The following is an 18,264-nucleotide window of genomic DNA, read 5'->3' as shown; positions in this document are numbered from 1 at the left end:
GCATCATAAATAAAGTTACGCTCCAAAAAGGACAACAACTAGGGGTAAAGCACAAAAGCAGCTCAATAACGAAGCTTTTATCTACGCTAAGCTGATCCAACTGATCGAACTCTCTTTGCAAAAAGTTGGGCATTTAAAGCTCGATTCGGATACCATAAGCCGGTCTCACAAGCGCTATTTTGGAACGACCTTAAGCGACCTACGAGAAGAACTATTAGTGGAAAAAGCAAAAGAATATCTCCGCGAAGGTCAGACCGCTACCCAAACTGCTTACTCCCTCAATTACAGCTGTCTTGATGCATTCTCCCGATTTTTTAAAAAGCACGCCGAGATGCGTCCTAGTGAATACTTACGTCAATTGCTGGAAAGAAACGAATAAAAAACGACGTCACCTTGAGGGAAGCATGACTGAAGCGATCTTACTAAACGAAATACGACTACGTGCTGGCACAAGATCCTCTTTAATTACCTAAAACCTGTCGTGTCAAGAAATCGGAATCTGTCGGTTCTGCTTATAAGCTGTGCTATACCTTTGTTTTAGACAATCGGTACTAATTAAGTAACCGTATCTAGAAAAAAAGATATAGCAAAAATGAAAACAAGAAAAAGACATATAATTCTTTACAGCCTGCAGATTTGTCTGATGATCTTTTGGCTGTACGTTGCACTGGATAAATTGTGGGGACTAAAAGACGTACGCTATAAAAAATCCATCAAGCTGTTTTGCACCTTCCTATTGTTCGTCTCGATACCGGTCTACCATATTGTTTTAGTCGTTCATAAAAGGTTTCCAAGAAAGTTTGCGCTGTTCCCGGGCAGGCCGGTATGGGAATAAATTATGATACGTGCTGATATACCCCGTAAAAAGTATATCCGGGGCTTAATGATCACTCCACCCCGCTAAAGATCGAAGAGAGATCAAACTTGACATAAAGTTTTTTGAGGCAACCTTTTTTTGCTATTATAAAAAAGACCATAAGATGAATAAATTCATCAAAACACAATTTTTAGCTATCGCAGCGGTAGTTACAATACTCGGATTCTCAGCTTTTAAAATGGTTGATCGAGGAACAAAAACATTATTAGCACCCGTAACAATTTACTTTCATGGGGATTCAACAGATCCCAGTGAAGTACAGGATGAGTCGTTCTGGACGGATCAGCCGAACGGGCAACCTTGTAATACAGGAACAAATAATGCTTGCGCGATGATCGTAGAGGATAGTGATCTGATTCCAAATCCGGCAGATCCAAGCGAAAGGGAATTGAATCCCACAGCGTTTCAACTTGGAGCGCAGGAAACAACGTCCGGCAACTACGTGCCGACCAAAACCGGAGGTTCGAGTTCCACACCTCTGAATTCGCAAAACAGGAACTAGATTGTTCTTCAATTGCCATTACAGCCCCCATCTCCGGGGGCTGTTTTGTTCTTTTACCTTTCATTCTGCGGTATTCCCGTTATCGTGATGATATCTTGCGGAAGAGGCAACGCGTAGCGCAGGTCATTAGGTTCTAGTGTATAAATCTGTCCTTTCATCTTTCGGATCATGGTAATTTCCGGCGCCATCAGATTCAGCCTTTTGATATCTATCCATCGTAAACCGCGCATCAACAATTCTTTCCTCCTTTCCTGCAAGATAACATCGATGACTGCTTCTTTGCTATCTACTACATAGGGAACATACGTACCGGTACACCACCTTGTGACCAGTAAATTATTTAGATCAGCTAAAGCACCTTCGGTGTCGCCCAGACGTGCGCTGCATTCGGCACGGACAAGATAAAGTTCACCTGTTGTGATACCTGCAAAAAGATCTGTTGTATTGCTATAGCTCCCCTTGAAACTGACGTACCCATCAATTCCCCTGTTAAAATATAGCGTTTTGCGTAAATCGCCGTCCTCATACGAATCGTAAAGCGCACTGTCGATCAGTCCATAAAACGGATTCAGATGTGGATAGGTGTTTGCAAGCTGCACATAATAGATCGTTTCCGCATTAAACCGGGAGAAGGGGAATGCAGCCGTAGGGTTGATTTCAGCGCTGCCATTGAAATCCAATAGTCGACTGTTGATGTCCAGCGCTTTGTCCGCGTAGTGGTATGCGGAATCAAACTGACCCATCGAAAGATAGGCCCTCGCCAGCGAACCATACGCCGCAGCCTTCGACGGGCGCATGACGTGCGCAGCGCTAGTTGGAAGATGTTCGCCAGCCGCCTTGAGATCCTTGAGGATAACATCGTATGTTTGCCCGATTGTAGCACGCTCCGATGGTACATTCGGATCCGATGTCTCACGTATGACGATGCCGAGATCAGTAGCAGCGGTCGCTTCTGTATAGGCCTTCCCGAACACCCATACCAGACTCAGGAACTGACTGGCTCTGACGTAAAGTGCCGATCCGTACACCTGATCCCACAACAGCCCGTTATCAGAAGTTCTGCCAACATCTTTTAGACCATCCAAAATCAGATTGGTCGTATATACCGGAATATAAGCTTTCGCCCAATCGTTGTTGTAGACATAGTTCTCGTTACGCCATAAATAGATATCCCGTGCATCCTCACTGATCATGTCATACGATGTCTCCTTCAGGAAATAGTCATCCGCCGACACCTCCCCATTGGAACACATATTCACGTTTACAAAATAGGAAGCGTCCAACAATTTCTGGAAACTTTCGAGTGTATTCGGCACCTGCAGGCCACTGTTGGACTGCACATCGAGATATTTGTCGCAGGATTGGAACATACCTACGGATAATGCCAACATCGTGGCAATGACTGTGTGTAAAAGCTGTTTTTTCATAATATTATAGATTAGCTTTGATACCAAATGCAATAACCCGTTGAGGCCCCATACGGTATGGGAATTCCGGGTCTATTTTATTTCCATTTTTACGCCATATGATGCCTAGGTTGCTCATGTTCGCATATAGCTGAATGGATCGCGTATTGCGCATAAAATTAAGCATCGGGGAATAGGATAGATTAATGTATTCCAGTCGGATATGGTCGCCACGTAAAACGTTGATCTCCGAATTCGCATAAAAATTATCGCGATTGCTCGCGCTTGGATATACCAATGAGGGAACAGCTGTGTGCCCCTCGTCGCCGGGCTTTAGCCATCTGTCTTCAAAATCGGGATATGCTATGCCACGGGAAAACAGATTTGTATACGAGGTTGTTGGTTTCCTAAAGTAATAATCTCCTTTAAAACTAAAATTGACCGAGAGCGTGACCTGATTGTACTGGAACGTATTTATAATAGATCCAAAGATCTGTGGTTTGGCCGAACCGTAATAAATGATACCCTCGTCGCTAGCACCTTCCTCCGCAGCCTGCCGGCGTATCCCGTTATAGTCGACGCTCGGTTCGCCATCTAGATACCCCATCGGATTACCTAGATCATTTAGCCCGGCCCATCTGTATGCGGCGAGGGCATTAAGTGGCTTGCCAACTATCGGTGTGATTATATTTCCGTCAGTGAGAAATGAAGTGCTGCCGCTCGATGTTGCATTGTAGTATGCGGTCGTCTTGTTCCTGTTCTGACTGAACAGCACAGCGGTCTGCCAAGAAAATTCTCCCAACAAATTATTCGAGTTCAGCATTATATCAAACCCTGTACCCAGCATCGATGCCGTGTTTTTTGTGATCGTTTGCTGTACTCCCCAAACCGTATAGTCGTAAAGGTCCATACCATAGAGATCCGTGCCATTTTTAATATAATAGTCGACATTTCCGCTGATACGGTTATTTGCTAATGCGAAATCAAGTCCAAAATTGGTTGTAGCAACTTTCTCCCATCTTAGGGTGGGGTCGTTGAGGGTTCCTACAACCAGGGCAGGGAAATTGGTGTACATCCCACTGGTAACATTCGCGATGGGCAGCGGCGTTTTCCGCAAATCAACGTTTCCGCTCCTGCCGTAAGTGCTTCGAAATTTCAGCATCGAGAAAATCTCTTTTGGTATAAATTTTTCTTCCGATATGTTCCAAAGCATACCCATAGACCAGAAGGGGTTCCATTGGTCGTTCGTCTGTGCACCGAAAATATTGGCGCCGTCCCGCCTTAAACTTAGCGAAACCCCATATCTCTTTTGGTAGAGATAGCTTAAGTTACTGTACATCGACACGAAGCGGTTCTGGGTCTGCGAATACCGTGGGTCACCCGTAATACGCGCAGCTCCATTACCCGGTATCGTCGGATGTACCGTCGTATAGTCTACCGGTACGGTCTGTAATGGTAGTGCGGAATATCCATAAACCGTAAAGGACTCTCCTTTATTTGCATTTTCTCTGATCTCACTTCCAAAAATCCCGATCAGATGGTGGCTGTTCCACTTCTTATCCAAATTTACCTGAGAGCGCAGGGTATACGAAGAGACTTCGCTACCTGTATTGCTTCTCACCCCGCCGACCGGAACCTGGTGGACCACGGCCCCGGTTGTAGGGTTTACACTCGTAAACTGGTTGACCAGGAAACGTGCTGCATAACTCTCGGCTTCATCGGTCTTTAGCGACACATTCTTCTGATACTGATATTGCCCGCCAACATTGATATCCAGAAAGGGCAGGATTTTGTACGATAGATTGACCGTAGGATAAAAGTCGGTTAGATTCGTCCCCGTGGTCGACTGTTTATAATCCTCCAACGGATAATAGCTCCAGTCGAGAAGCTTTCCGGTCATGTACGAATCCAGAAAAGCTTCCCTATAGGCCGTATAAAAGGGCAATCCATTTTGGTTTTCGTCCCGGAAACGAAGGTATGGCACCTGCTTGCCGGCATAACTAAAAGAAGAATAACTGGGCATGCCCGAGTATCCCTTTTGATTCGTAAACATGACGTTCAGATCGAGGCGAAAATTTGCAAACGGCCGGAACGAATTGCCCATCAGCACATTGATCTTATTCATACCTGCCGCATTTTCATTTCTGTCACTGGTGTAACCAAACCCAAAGTTGTAAGCATTCAAGCTGCTGTTTCCAGTGATATTTGCAGCATACTGCTGCACGAGCGGCCTTCTGAAAAATTCGTCGGCGTATGCCGCCCTGCCATCCTGCGCGATGAGCTGATGCATGGCGGCGAGCGAATCTGCAGAAGATATCAGGTTCTGCCGACGCTGATAGAGGATTTCCGTCGCCGGTGTCAGTGCAAGGTGGGGTGTCCGCGTGATCTGCCGGTCATAATACCCCGATTTGAAGAGCATCTCTTCCACAGCGATATAATCTGCGTTCTCCGGCTGGTAGAGCGCGTACAGATCAGGGATTTGTCTGAGCGATACCGTACTGTTAAAAGAGACACTCGGTTTCTCCCCGGCTTTTCCTTTTTTGGAGGTGATCACGATCACGCCGTTACCTGCACGGGCTCCCCAGATCGAAGCTGCCGCAGCATCCTTTAAGATGCTGATGTTATCGATTGTGTTGGGATCAATATTCGAAATATTGCCCTCGTAAATAAATCCATCCAAAACGATCAGTGGATCAAGGTACCCATTTATTGTACTCAGACCGCGTACGGAAACATTGGTTTTCTGCAGATCCGTATTATTTATAGCCTGATTGTCAAAGCGTACAGCTGTTGCGATATTGTTGATCCGCTCAAGGATATTGATCCCCACCTGCTGATTTAGCGCCTTATTGCCAAGTACCTGCACCGCGCCCGTGACTTCGTTGGCCCGGAGCGACTGGTAGCCGGTATTGATCGCTACTTCTTCGATCGTATTTACTTTTTCCATCAGTACAACTTCGATCGCATCATTGACCATGGCAGATGTTGTTGGCATAGAAGTCGGTTCATGACCGATATGGTTAAATACCAGCGTATCGCCGGGCTGATCGACCAGCAACCGGAACTGCCCCTTTAGGTCTGTGATGCCTAGCTGCCCACTGCACCTGGCCGATACCCGCACGCCGGCAACGGGTCGATCGGTAACCGCGGATATCACGATCCCGCGAACGGCAGACTGCGCGTTGGTGCGTTGCGCATATAGATTTTGTACAGCTGCCATGCTACATAGCAGTAGTACCAATATTGTCTTTTTCATACCGTAGCGCTAGTTATTGTAAAATTTACGGAAGACGGCCAGCTCGACCGTTCTCTTTTCTTTTGTCAGAATTAAACCCTTGTCTGCATAAAAGGCTATAACAGCCTCTTCGGGCATCGCTCCCCAATTTTCAGGAAAGTATAGATCCACGTTCATCCGGGGTATGTATTTGACAACTATCGGAAGCGAAACATGTCGTCTCATATCATTAATCTGGGATTCGAGTGACACGTTTTTGATGTACTGGCGTCCAAGAGCGGGATCCCGCTGTATTTCTTTGATGCTTCCCTTCGTCTTTATGGCTGCGATATGTTCGTCCGCTTCTACGACATAAACTTCTCGCTCTTCGACCTTTCGCTCCACCGTCAGATTGAGTATATGCTGGAGATAGGCACGGAGAAATTGTTCCCCCTCAGTTGCTGTCAACATGGATCGTTTTGCTACCTGAAAGCAGTACATATCATAGGGAAGCGGATTAAGTAACTTCTGTTTTAGTATAGGATCGAATGCATCATCAAATACCTGTAATGTGAGCTCCACATCTCGCAATTCTTCACTGAAAGCTAATGCGCAGAGATAATTCAACTGGTTGTTTGTTACCTGATATAGCGTGTGGTTATCTAGGACGGATATGCTACCTGCATCCTGTCGAAGACCTTCGACGTAAGGTTTCAGTGCAGAAGCAGCGAATACATCGGTGGTGTCTACAAACAATTTTGGTCCATCCGCGAGTGTCCGGATTTTCGTTTTCTGATGGATTTTCCCCGCTCTGCCGTTTATTACATTTCGGATGTTTGCGACATTGACTTCATTGGGATGTGTCACCGCTTTCAGCTTGCCAGAGGGATCGATCCATACGAAGTGTGGGATCGCATCATGCGGAAATAATTGCTGAAAGATTGTATCGCCGATCAATAAAGGATGGCTAGGTACATACCCAAAATTTGCTTTATACCGTTCGAAAAACTTTAGGACGCCATCGTTGGTATCTTTGGTCTGTGCGCTATTGACCAATAGGAACTGTATGTCCTCACCGAAGGCGGCTTTCAGCTTGTCCAGCTTAGGGAACCCCTCAATGCAGCTTTTACACCAGGTCGCCCAAAAATCAAGGATAATCAACTTTCCCCGATAATCATTTAGCGTTCTGTTGTCCCTTATGCCGTCTGCATCGCTCACTTGGAGAGGCATTTCCCAAAGCTCTTCGGGCACCCTATCCCCTATTTCCAAAGGCTTGATCTTGTTTAGCCCTTCGGCAGCCCGCTCTCCAGCGAACTGCGCCTGGGCATCACTAAACAACACAACGAAACACAATATAAACACACAGCAGACTGCTGATCCCTCGCTTAATAACATTCCGCTGCGTCGCAATGAGGCTACCGTTAAGCTACCAAATGCATGTAAATTATCAGAGGCATTCCGGTACAGAGCCACTAGCTTGTTACCGACTTCCCGGTATCGGGTTGGTAGCTTTTTAGTAAGTCTCTGGTAAGTCTTTAGTAAGTCTAGGGTATACTTTTGGTAAGTAACCCGTATACTAACAGTAGCTTTTTGGTATGTCGACCATAGGTAAACCGTATTTTTTTCGCTCGTAGTTCTGACTTTCTTTTGCCTTTCTTCTCCCCTTCTTTTACTTGTTTTCTGCATTTTCAGCTGCTGGCAACCTTCCGGCTTCAGGCCCGCTTCGGCCAGGAACGTGGCACGACCGAAGTCCAATCGAAGCCGGCTCCAAGAGATGTAGGAAATGGGGCGAAGAAAGGACGAAGTTGACTGGGAAACGGACAGAGCAGGTCCAACAGATAATATGGCATTTTCGCGGTTGCGTATGCGCGGCTCACGTTTGCTTTTACGCAACTCGCAATTGCGAATGCTGCTAACGTGTTCACGAATGCCGCTAACGTGTTCACGAATGCCGTGTTTGTGTTTGCTTTTGCGGCACTTTGGTTTGCAAGCCACGTTTTTGAAAACCCATGTGCCGCTTTTGCGATTGCTAATCACGCTGTTCCAACTGCATATGCGGCTAATGCGTTTGCAAGTGCGGCTAATGCAATTGCTAACGTCGTATTTAGGTTTGCAAATGCCGCACTCGTGTTTTCTTGTGCCGCTTTTGGGATTGTAAGTGCGGCTAATGCAATTGCTAACGGCGTATTTAGGTTTGAAAATGCCGCACTTGTGTCTGCGTATGCCGCTTTTGGGATTGCGAGTGCGGCTAACGCAATTGCGAATGCGGCTAACGTGTTCGCAAATGCCGCACTCGTGTTTGCTAACACCGCTTTTGGGATTGTAAGTGCGGCTAACGCAATTACTAACGCCGTATTTAGGTTCGTAAATGCCGCACTCGTGTTTGCGTATGCCGCTTTTAGGATTGTAAGTGCGGCTAATGCAATTGCTAGCGGCGTATTTAGGTTTGCAAATACCGAGTTTGTGTTTGCGTTCCAGTTCCTTTTTCCCGTTCAATTTTGATACCAAGCTCTCTTTTAACCAGCGAGTATTCGGGACTTCTTTAATATTAAAGGATTCTCGTCCTTCTAATATGTTGTCATTTGTCTTTGGGAATAGGACATACCTCTCCCCTTTGCGTAATTTTCGCATTCTTTTAATGGTTAGTGTAAAGGTTTATAAAGAGCAGCTCGGCTTAGACGCCTATCACCTAACTCCTAGAAGTTCCTTTACAGTTAAAAAAATAGTTTGTAAAAAATCCGAATGCGGTTTGAGCGGTATTCATAATCAGGTTACACGGTTTGATTTCTCGCATTAACGGATGGCCAAATTGGCGTTTTGCGCGCGAGTTACTCCGGCGCGGCGATGATGTTTTTATACAGTTGTTTTTTTCTTTTCATAATGGCTTTGTTTTTTACAAAGCCCCGTATAAGCAGGTACCAACCCCGAGGGGCCCAAACCTATCTTGCAACGCCAAACGATCCCGGGTAGGAGCCGGGGAAATCTAGGCAAAGCCTAAGTTTCAGAAGCTAATCACAAGAAGGTCTGGTACCTGAAGATAAACCACAGGATATCTTACCAGACGCTCACTTGCCCTCTATTAGCTTCCAACAAATTTCCTACGTTCGTTCGGCTGTTTCTGAGGCAATTGTTAAGTGAGCACCTATTTATTCCGATTAAGGTGCATCAAAGTTATCTAATCATATTCATTATCTATTGATTACTCATCAAAAATACAAATAAAATTACAAAAACAAAATTTATATTTACGATTAGTAAATATTTAAGATCTTATCGTATATAAAAACAAATATTTACTCCATAAAAATTTACAATTTATGGAGAAGAAGAAAAAATCCAAGGACATCGATTCTGATTTCCTGTCAATCAAATCTCTATTTGAATCAGGCATAATAAAGTCCATGAGGCTATTGGAAAGCCAAGCTCCTACTAATATGGCAAAAGCTTTGGGACTTAATTACAACTCGTATTTGGATAAATTACAACACCCTGATAAGTTCACTTTTCGCCACATTTTTAAAATGGCAAATTTATGTAATTTAGATGCTGATTTGATATACGAACTTATCAAAAAGCAAACGAAACATTTATAATATGTGCGCTTGTCTTTATATAACCCAACGAGCACATTCTAGAACGATGTTTTAAAGCTACGGCTAGTGCTAACTTTGTAAATAGTACATCAAAACAACAGCTATTTCAAGTTATATAAGCAAACGATCCTATTTACGAAATAATAAACAGCCGCTCGGGATAACCGAACGGCTGTTTATTTAATATCTGTCAACTCTACTGCCATAACCGTTCACCGAACACTCGTGGTGTCTTTCCCCTTGATTGTACTTTGTGACATCTAAATTTAGAAATTAATCCTTAAAAAAGCTCCAGTCAAATGTTATCCTTTTTAATAAACACCAGAAAAGTGTGATCTCTCAAACTTTTATCAGCAACTACTGGCACCTTCAAAGTCAACTTATTCTCATTAAATCTAACATTGTTATGATTTGACTCCTCGAAAACAGCCTCTACCTTTTCACCATTGCCATTACTATCATCGATCTGATCGTTTTTATTACATGCGATCGCTGTCAACACAATCAAGACATTTAAGTAGAATAGGTTACTTTTCTTTATATTGTTACATTTATTGATTAATTTTCTTTATATATTTTATAGGAATAACTATAAAATACTATTTCTTAATTTTGCTTGGCACCTACTTAAATTCATCTTTAAATACTCTAATGCCGTTTGCACAATTTCAATATACAAAATAATAAATATGATATTATCCAACAGTTACCCAATTATTATCAAAATATAAATTTATATTTATGTTATATTTGGGTTAAGGAATGAACAACAAGAATCTGTTACATCATCGATGTACTGATGTTCGCAAACATAATATTATAAAAAATCAAATCAAATTCCAGTTTTATTTGTTTCATCTATAAACAATAGCATCTTAAATGGTAAAAAATGAAAGCGTTGACCACATATATTGGCTGTATCCTGACAGCTGCATGGAGCATCGTCTTTCTTCCATTGATAGGTGCAGGACAGGTACGGAGTATTGAGTTTTACACTGGAAACCTCCAATTTGAAGCAGACAGCAGTATAGACATACCGTTCTCGGATACGCTATCAGCGAGTTCGATACGACAATTTTATACGAAAATGAATACGGGGAGCTACCAGAAGGTGGTCAACGCCCTTCTTACCTATCAAACTGAACACCAATTGAATGACTGGCTATATTATCAGTTGGTACGAAAGGTTGCCCAACATTTGAGCGCGAAGTCCGAAAATTACGCACGTTATACCCTATACAAATGGTTTTTGATGAGCAAATCCGGTTATGATTCTCGCATTGCTATTCGTGATGATCAGATTATACTTTATATCCGAAGTGACGAGGATATCGCTGAGCTGCCTTATTTTACTATAGACAAGGGCACCTATATTTGTCTCAATTACCACGACTATGGTAAGCTTTTTAATATACATCAACCGTATTCGCTGGTCGATATTTCAATACCTGAAGTGTACAAAGGCTTTTGTTACAAAGTAACACGATTACCAGAATTTAAATCCGAGAAATATGTCGAAAAAGCGATCTCTTTTAAATATAAAGGAAAAGGATATCATTTTAACGTGAAAGTGAACCAAGAGGTGAATGATATATTTGCAAACTATCCGATTGTTGATTTCGGCACTTATTTTAATATACCCCTAAGCGAAGAGACCTACAAATCCTTAATACCGGTACTTCGCCAGTACGTACAAGGCCTGTCTCAAGAAAAAGGCGTGGAATATCTTATGCGTTTCACACGATATGCCTTTTTATATGAAGATGATCGACTGATTTTTGGTAAAGAAAAACGGCTTTCTCCTGAGCAAACTTTAATGAATAAGGCTAGTGATTGCGATGACCGGGCGGCGCTCTTTTTTTATCTCGTCAAGGAGATCTATAATCTGCCTATGATTGCATTGCGGTTTCCGACACACCTTACAATTGCTGTACAGTTTGACCGTCCAATAGGAGAGCGTATTCTATACGAAGGACATTATTATTCGGTATGCGAGCCCACTCCTCAAGCCACAAACTTGAAACTGGGTGAAATATCGGAAAAGCACAAACAAGAACAATACGATGTGGTTTACCATTATACCCCGCATTGACATATGTATTAACTTCTAGTTTTCGAGAACATTATTCTCAAGTCAATTGCTGGCACGCTGGTTTTGTTATATTAAAATATAAAGCTTCCCTACGAAAATATTTCGTAGGGAAGCTTTGTCCTTGTATTAGTCTATTAAAAATTATAGCTATACCCTATAGAAAAAGTACGACCGGGAGCTCTAAATAAAAACTCTTGTGTGTTGGCTTTATACGACTCATATAAACTTTTCCGTTCTGCCCCGAGTATATTCTCTGCTTTAACACTGATCGAACCGTGTTTGCTTGCGCCAACTCGTTTGCTGAAATTAAAGTTTAGACTGTTAAATGGCTGTACATATACATCCGGGTTTTTTCCAAATCCGACGACATCCAACGTCTTTCCTTGAACATTATAAAATACCCCAGCTTCTAAACCATTTTCAGTATTGTTATAACTTAACCCCGCATTAATTAGATACGGTGATTGTCCTTGCAGTGAACGCGTATCCTCGATCTCTTCGTCGGTTCTTGCAAAAGCTTGTCTAGATTCATATTCGCCTCCTACTACCTTACTCATCTCTATGACTGAATGAACTAAAGAAACATTGGCATTCAAACTCAGGTCTTTCAATCCCTCATGCACAAATTCAAAATTCTTTCTAACTTCAAATTCTACACCATACACCTGTGCTTCGGAAGTATTTCTAGGTGTAAAATCATTAGGCGCTGCTGAAGAATAAGCGACAATCTCAATTGGATTTTTAAATTGCTTATAGAACGCGCTTACGGCAAACATCTGGGCACGATCCCCATACATCTCATAGCGCAAATCAAAATTGTTGATATAGGCAGGCTCCAAATCGATATTACCTAAAAAGTTGACTCCAGTCAATAAATCAGGAATTTGTACAATGGAAAGCTCTTTAAAGGATGGGCGGGCAGTAGTTCTGGAATATGAAAGACGTATATTGTTTTGAGCATTTAATCCGTAAATCAAGTTAAGCGACGGAAATAGATCCAACTTATCAATTGTTTTCTCGTTATCATATACCTCGGTACCGCTATTATTTTGACCAGTAAAATAAGTCATAAATTTCTCGACACGCAAACCAACAATTGTTCTCAATTTTTCAATAGGCTTGAATTCCGACGACACATACGCCGCTGCTGTATGTTGAGCTGCATCAAAGGTATTCTGAGCTTGAAAATCACCTCGTATAAAATAACCTAAATTAGTTTCAGGTGTCCAGACATTTTCATCTTTTAAAATATTATTAGGATCTCCTTGAAGATCGCGTGTTTCTACACCACGAGTTCCGATATCATAGTTATTTATACTGTAATCACGCTGTTTGTAACTATATAAAGCGCCGAATTTCAAAAATGCACTGTTATCAAAAAGTGTGTGCTTTTTAGTAAAATCAACCTTGTTAACCGCATTTATTTCGTCTAGATTACGCCACAAACGGGTAGGAAACCCGCTATCAGAGTTTATCGTAAATGTTCCATCCGGCTCCCTCTTGAAACTGGTGAGACGCAAGTCTTTATCATTGACCTTTGAAAAAGTAGGAGACAGCTTCCATTCGGTTAAAAAGCTTGCATCCGCATTACTGTGCTTACCGCTTACTAAAATATTGCTAATGGAACGTTGTGTATACTCCAGGTTGTTCCGAACGACATTAATATCATTTGATATTCTTGTCTCTTGATCAAAGATTGCCGCTCTCGATTCGCCATTTTGGACATGTAAAACGTTCAAAGTATATTTTGCACGATCTGTTTTGTAATTCAATCCTAACAATGCAGAACCGAGTACGTTATTAAGTCCTAGACTACCTCTTTGTCTACGATCGACTAAAATTTCGTAATCGGTACGCTCTTCTGGCTTTTGGTAAATACCGTTACGAAAGTCTTTATAATACTCCGTGGTATTTCTGTAATCTATGGACGCGATAACCCCTAACTTATTATCACCTAACTGATATTGATTACCAAAATTAAATCCCAAAGAAAAATTTGGCAGACTCGTTTTTGTATTCGCACCCAATATGGGGTCAAATGATCTGGTAATACCTTCGAGCGAATTATTATCGGACGAAGCTGGTAAAGGAATAGTTGCATTTGGTGAAATCGGCAACTTGCGTGTTCCATCGTCAAATCCTAAAAAATCTGTCTTCCCCCCGCTGTAAGTCAAGTAATCGCTATTAAAATTCATTGCCGGATTTGCTCCTAAGGAAAAATTGATACCGACCTGCTTTCTTGAAGGAAAGTCCTTGGTAACAATATCGACTACGCCACCCGTAAAATCGGCCGGTAGCTCAGCTGACGCAGACTTGGTAACAACAATATTCTCCAAAATACTTGTTGGAAAGATATCCATCTGTATGGTATTTTTATCTGGATCTAATCCTGGAATATCTACTCCATTCAGAATTGATTTTGTATATCGATCTCCCAACCCCCTAACATAAATAAATTTACCTTCTTGCACCGATACCCCCGGCACAGTGCGGATCGCGGAAGCAATATCAGAAGCACCGGATCGCTTTATGCTTTGCGCCGATAATCCATCCATGAGTACACCTGCACTTTTCTGCATATTAAGAATAGAGGCTTCCGTATTCTTTCTAGCCGATACCGAAACGACCACCTCATCCAATACATCGGATTCCGGCAACAGTGTAATATCCAATTCGGTAACTTTGCCGCTTCGCACAGCGATATCTTTTATCTCTTTTGCTTCGTAACCTACGTAGCGAACAACAATGGAATAACTCCCCTCTGGTAGCTCTAAACTGTAATCTCCCTCAAAGTCGGAACTAGCAGACACCTTCTGCAACGAGGAAACTATACTTGCGTTTGCTAGTGGCGAGTTATTTGATTCATCTTTGATCTTTCCTGTAATCTTACCAGTTTGTCCAAACAAGGCAGTTCCGCACAAGATCGACACCAAAAAAGAGACTAAATATTTTTGCATTTTCAATTGAATATTGATTATTGTTTTTATATAAAATGTCCATCTTCTCACGAAGATGGACATCAACGAGTCGCATTCTTTAATTAAAACGCGCTTTTAGATTTTGCATATGTCCAACCAAATACGGAAACATTAGCTCCTACTGTAGCTTGAGAAGCTGATGTAAGTACTGCAGCATTGGTCACAAACTTCGGTGCATTGACTCCAGCACCAGTGATCAACTCAGTAAGGGTTGTAGTCCCAGGTACAACAATCTCCCATTTTGAGAATTTAATGCGATCAGCAGCTAATTCCTTCAACGATTCTTCTCCATTTACCTTCACAGATGATCCAGCTGCAATATTATAGACAAAAACATTGTTTAAGTTAGCTATTAGACCATCTCGCAAATCAGCGATCAAAGTAAGTTTATTATTACCATTAATCGTAATATCCTGTAACGTAAATCCATTTTCGGTAGCTGCTGAACCTTCTGGCCCGTCCAATTCCAAAGCCGAACCAGACTCATTTCCCTGAATAATCAATGCATTTTTAGCAGTTCCAGAATATGACATATCTGTATCCAAACCATCGTCTCCACATGCCCAAACCAAAAGATTGGTTGCATTTACAGAACCACCAAACCATTCTATTCCATCATCTTGGTTGGCAACTACCTCAATGTTTTCAATAACAGTTCCTGTTCCAACACCGCCCAACGTCAATCCATTAATTTCGTTATCTTGACCAATTAATATACCGCCGTGTCTAATAGAGATGTATTTCAATGACCCAGAGTTGTCGGCAACGTTTGTACCACCGTACTGACCGTAGGACTCATTCGCAGGAATGCCTTCTATTTGTTTCGTTTCTAAATCACCTGAAACAGAAATAGGCGCTCTTCCTAAAACGATAATACCGCCCCAAAGACCCATATCTTCAACCGTCAAGTTTGTTCCAGCTTTCTCACCATGCTTAATATTATCTAAAACCGATGTAAAAATAATAGGCTTGTCAGCAGTACCATTTGCCATAAGCTTACCTCCCTGATCAACAACTAACGCTGACGCATTCGCTTCCCTTCCTTCAGCACCTTTGATTATTGTTCCGGCTTCTATTGTAAGCGTAGCGCCTTCGGACACGACCACTTTTCCATCTAAGATGTATACATTATCGGAATCCCATGTTTCGTTAGCAGTAATAAAACCACTTTTTTTCACTTCTGTGCCCTGTGGGGTTTCATCAGGCCCGCCGTTATCATCATCAGAACAGCTGGTAGCAAACCCAAGCGAGGCAATCGCAAATACGGAGAATAAAAATTTTTTCATCATTTAAATCGTTATGTTTAACATTACAAAGATTCGGGTATATTATTAATACTGTGTTAACAAACGATTATTAAAACATTAGCAATAGGTTAATTTAATGTTAACAACCGAATGGCGTCCTGTATCAATTTCGTTAATTCACAAAGTCAACGTAGATTTGATTCCTACAATCAAATCATAATGATTAATTTGCATGCGTAATCTTGCTTAAGTGACATGAACGAAACTATTCTAACAGCTAAGGACTTAAAATTCACGTACCCTACCAGCAATCTGGAATTAATTTTCAATAACATACATATTAGTATAGGGGAACACACCCTTCTATTGGGCGATTCCGGAACCGGAAAAACAACACTATTACACCTCCTTGGTGGATTATCTAAACCTACATCGGGTGATGTGCATATCGGTAGCCAAAATCTGTATAAATTGTCCGAATCCAAGCTAGACGCCTTTCGGGCAGAAAACTTGGGCTTTATATTTCAAGAGGCACATTTGCTGAAAAACCTTACTGTTAGTGAAAATATCCAGTTGGCGCAATCTCTCGCAAAAAAAGATGTGGATAAAAATAGGATCCGGGAGGTATTAACAAAGCTCCAGCTCGACGATAAAGCGGATGCGTATCCCAACGAACTCAGTAGAGGCCAGCTCCAACGGGCGGCTATAGCACGAGCAATCATCAATAGACCCCGCTTGCTACTTGCCGATGAGCCTACGGCAGCCTTAGACGATAAAAACACGACACATGTGCTAGACCTTCTATTGGAAACGGCCCAAGATTACAACGCCACCTTATTGATCGCTACCCACGATAAACGCATTAAGGATCATTTTTCAAATACGTATCAGTTATAATAAACAGAATGAATACTTTACAATTGGTTTGGAAAAACATAAGCAGACAATTAGGGACCACCTCCTTAAGCATATTGCTAACTGCCTTCGGAGTGGCCATCCTTACCGTTATATATATAACCAACGATACCTTTGAAAAGCAGCTGAGTAATAATAGCAAAAACATCGATCTCGTAATCGGGGCAAAAGGTAGTCCGCTCCAATTGATATTAAGTTCGCTGTATCATGTGGATAACCCCACGGGCAATATATCATTGGCGGAGGCGGAAAAAATTTCGCAAAATCCATTTGTACAGCTGGCAGTACCCATATCCTTAGGCGATAACTATAAAGGTCACCGGATCATCGGAACGGATACGTCATTTTTATCGCTGTACGAATTGCAAATAAAGGAGGGTCAAATCTGGACGAAAACATTTGAAGTGGTTATCGGCCAGGAGGTGGCGCGCAAACAGCAGTTAAAAATCGGCGACCAGATCCACAGTGCTCATGGCTTATCGGCAGACGCACATGTACACGATGAACACCCTTTTACCGTTGTTGGTATCTTACAACGGTCTAATAGCGTAGTAGACAATTTGATGTTATGTAATCTAGCCAGTATTTGGGATGTGCATGGTATAGCCCACCAAGAAGATCATCATCATGAAGACGACGACCATCATGATCACGCTGGACATGATCACGCTGGACATGATCATGAAATACATGACCACGAGCATGAAGCGGAATCTCCTCATCACGAACATGACGATGCACACGCTGGGCACGATCACTCAGGTCACAGTCACTCAGATACGGTAATATTAACAGATCACGAACAAACAAATGCATCAGAAGAAGAGTTGGTAACCGAAAAACCGCAACCGGAAGGATTTATAAAAAGTATAGGCCAAGACATGATTGCTGATCAGGGTGTTGAAATCACCGCCCTGTTAGTCAAATATAGTTCACCAGCTGCTATTGCCACGATCCCACGACTTGTGAATCAGACCACGAATATGCAGGCTGCATCGCCGGCAATTGAAAGCTCGCGTATCTTCTCTTTACTGGGTGTAGGTCTTGACTCCTTGGCCATTCTCGCTTATATCATCATGATTATAGCCGGACTCAGTGTGTTCCTCAGTCTGTATAATGCATTGAAAGAACGAAAATATGATATGGCAATTATGCGTACTATGGGCGCTTCGAAGACTAAACTTTTCGGACTGGTATTAGTCGAAGGATTAATTATTACATTGTTGGGCGGAATCGTTGGGCTATTGCTAGGACATGCGGCTTTATATTATATCAGTAGCCAAACATCTCAAAGCGCAGATTTTATTGAGGCCTTCCAATTGCATCCCAACGAAATCTGGATTGTATTGGCAGCAACAGCGCTAGGCTTGGTGGCAGCACTGATCCCCGCTATTAAAGCTTACAGAACAACCATATCAAATACATTAGCATCAAAATAAA

Annotated in this window: 13 protein-coding genes; 8 read left to right on the top strand and 5 right to left on the bottom strand. The window is 42.3% G+C overall.

Features of this window, described 5'->3' with window-relative positions; genetic code table 11:
- Positions 1-115: 115 nt before the first annotated feature.
- The 3 genes from FAZ19_RS06390 to FAZ19_RS06380 all read left to right on the top strand — a co-directional run bounded on the left by FAZ19_RS06390 (position 116) and on the right by FAZ19_RS06380 (position 1,379).
- Complete coding sequence (locus tag FAZ19_RS06390; RefSeq protein WP_169305582.1) at positions 116-379, top strand: helix-turn-helix domain-containing protein; 264 nt, start codon at positions 116-118, stop codon at positions 377-379.
- A 213-nt stretch (positions 380-592) separates the two neighbouring features.
- Entirely contained in the window at positions 593-835 is a 243-nt protein-coding gene (locus FAZ19_RS06385) for a hypothetical protein (protein ID WP_136819895.1), read from the top strand.
- 145 nt (positions 836-980) lie between these two features.
- Complete coding sequence (locus tag FAZ19_RS06380; protein ID WP_136819894.1) at positions 981-1,379, top strand: hypothetical protein; 399 nt, start codon at positions 981-983, stop codon at positions 1,377-1,379.
- A gap of 53 nt (positions 1,380-1,432) precedes the next feature.
- On the opposite strand, the gene FAZ19_RS06375 is transcribed toward FAZ19_RS06380, so the two are convergent.
- From FAZ19_RS06375 to FAZ19_RS06365, 3 genes are read right to left on the bottom strand one after another with little or no spacing between them, the layout of a single operon-like run.
- Positions 1,433-2,806 carry a RagB/SusD family nutrient uptake outer membrane protein gene (locus FAZ19_RS06375; protein ID WP_136819893.1) on the bottom strand — a complete coding sequence of 458 codons (1,374 nt, stop codon included), beginning with the start codon at positions 2,804-2,806 and terminating at the stop codon, positions 1,433-1,435.
- 4 nt (positions 2,807-2,810) lie between these two features.
- A complete protein-coding gene (locus FAZ19_RS06370) occupies positions 2,811-6,041 on the bottom strand; it encodes a SusC/RagA family TonB-linked outer membrane protein (RefSeq protein WP_136819892.1) in 3,231 nt (1,076 codons plus the stop codon).
- 9 nt (positions 6,042-6,050) lie between these two features.
- Complete coding sequence (locus FAZ19_RS06365; protein WP_169305581.1) at positions 6,051-7,892, bottom strand: TlpA family protein disulfide reductase; 1,842 nt, start codon at positions 7,890-7,892, stop codon at positions 6,051-6,053.
- 24 nt (positions 7,893-7,916) lie between these two features.
- On the opposite strand from FAZ19_RS06365, the gene FAZ19_RS23800 reads away from it, so the two are divergent.
- The 3 genes from FAZ19_RS23800 to FAZ19_RS06355 all read left to right on the top strand — a co-directional run bounded on the left by FAZ19_RS23800 (position 7,917) and on the right by FAZ19_RS06355 (position 11,684).
- Positions 7,917-8,501, top strand: coding sequence for a hypothetical protein (locus FAZ19_RS23800; protein WP_169305580.1), 585 nt, complete (start codon positions 7,917-7,919; stop codon positions 8,499-8,501).
- Between the two features lie 815 nt (positions 8,502-9,316).
- Entirely contained in the window at positions 9,317-9,592 is a 276-nt protein-coding gene (locus FAZ19_RS06360) for a hypothetical protein (RefSeq protein ID WP_136819890.1), read from the top strand.
- Between the two features lie 889 nt (positions 9,593-10,481).
- Entirely contained in the window at positions 10,482-11,684 is a 1,203-nt protein-coding gene (locus FAZ19_RS06355) for a hypothetical protein (RefSeq protein WP_136819889.1), read from the top strand.
- Positions 11,685-11,818: 134 nt separating this feature from the next.
- Here the strand turns inward: FAZ19_RS06355 and FAZ19_RS06350 are convergent, their stop codons facing one another.
- Together FAZ19_RS06350 and FAZ19_RS06345 are read right to left on the bottom strand one after the other, a co-directional pair.
- Entirely contained in the window at positions 11,819-14,641 is a 2,823-nt protein-coding gene (locus FAZ19_RS06350; protein WP_136819888.1) for a TonB-dependent receptor, read from the bottom strand.
- Positions 14,642-14,724: 83 nt separating this feature from the next.
- Entirely contained in the window at positions 14,725-15,951 is a 1,227-nt protein-coding gene (locus FAZ19_RS06345; RefSeq protein ID WP_211245443.1) for a hypothetical protein, read from the bottom strand.
- A gap of 213 nt (positions 15,952-16,164) precedes the next feature.
- Here FAZ19_RS06345 and FAZ19_RS06340 point away from each other — a divergent pair, with 213 nt between their 5' ends.
- Positions 16,165-16,806, top strand: a complete 642-nt coding sequence (locus FAZ19_RS06340; RefSeq protein ID WP_136819887.1) for an ABC transporter ATP-binding protein — start codon at positions 16,165-16,167, stop codon at positions 16,804-16,806.
- A gap of 8 nt (positions 16,807-16,814) precedes the next feature.
- Positions 16,815-18,263, top strand: a complete 1,449-nt coding sequence (locus FAZ19_RS06335) for an ABC transporter permease (protein WP_136819886.1) — start codon at positions 16,815-16,817, stop codon at positions 18,261-18,263.
- Position 18,264: the final 1 nt, after the last annotated feature.

It is taken from the genome of Sphingobacterium alkalisoli (genome assembly GCF_005049105.1).
GTDB lineage: Bacteria > Bacteroidota > Bacteroidia > Sphingobacteriales > Sphingobacteriaceae > Sphingobacterium > Sphingobacterium alkalisoli.
This window is presented reverse-complemented; position numbering and strand designations above follow the sequence as displayed.

Bases quoted from the DNA above. Each gene is read 5' to 3' on its own strand.
- FAZ19_RS06385 (WP_136819895.1), top strand. From the start codon at position 593: ATGAAAACAAGAAAAAGACATATAATTCTTTACAGCCTGCAGATTTGT.
- FAZ19_RS06380 (WP_136819894.1), top strand. From the start codon at position 981: ATGAATAAATTCATCAAAACACAATTTTTAGCTATCGCAGCGGTAGTT.
- FAZ19_RS06375 (WP_136819893.1), bottom strand. From the start codon at position 2,806: ATGAAAAAACAGCTTTTACACACAGTCATTGCCACGATGTTGGCATTA.
- FAZ19_RS06370 (WP_136819892.1), bottom strand. From the start codon at position 6,041: ATGAAAAAGACAATATTGGTACTACTGCTATGTAGCATGGCAGCTGTA.
- FAZ19_RS06360 (WP_136819890.1), top strand. From the start codon at position 9,317: ATGGAGAAGAAGAAAAAATCCAAGGACATCGATTCTGATTTCCTGTCA.
- FAZ19_RS06355 (WP_136819889.1), top strand. From the start codon at position 10,482: ATGAAAGCGTTGACCACATATATTGGCTGTATCCTGACAGCTGCATGG.
- FAZ19_RS06350 (WP_136819888.1), bottom strand. From the start codon at position 14,641: ATGCAAAAATATTTAGTCTCTTTTTTGGTGTCGATCTTGTGCGGAACT.
- FAZ19_RS06345 (WP_211245443.1), bottom strand. From the start codon at position 15,951: ATGATGAAAAAATTTTTATTCTCCGTATTTGCGATTGCCTCGCTTGGG.
- FAZ19_RS06340 (WP_136819887.1), top strand. From the start codon at position 16,165: ATGAACGAAACTATTCTAACAGCTAAGGACTTAAAATTCACGTACCCT.
- FAZ19_RS06335 (WP_136819886.1), top strand. From the start codon at position 16,815: ATGAATACTTTACAATTGGTTTGGAAAAACATAAGCAGACAATTAGGG.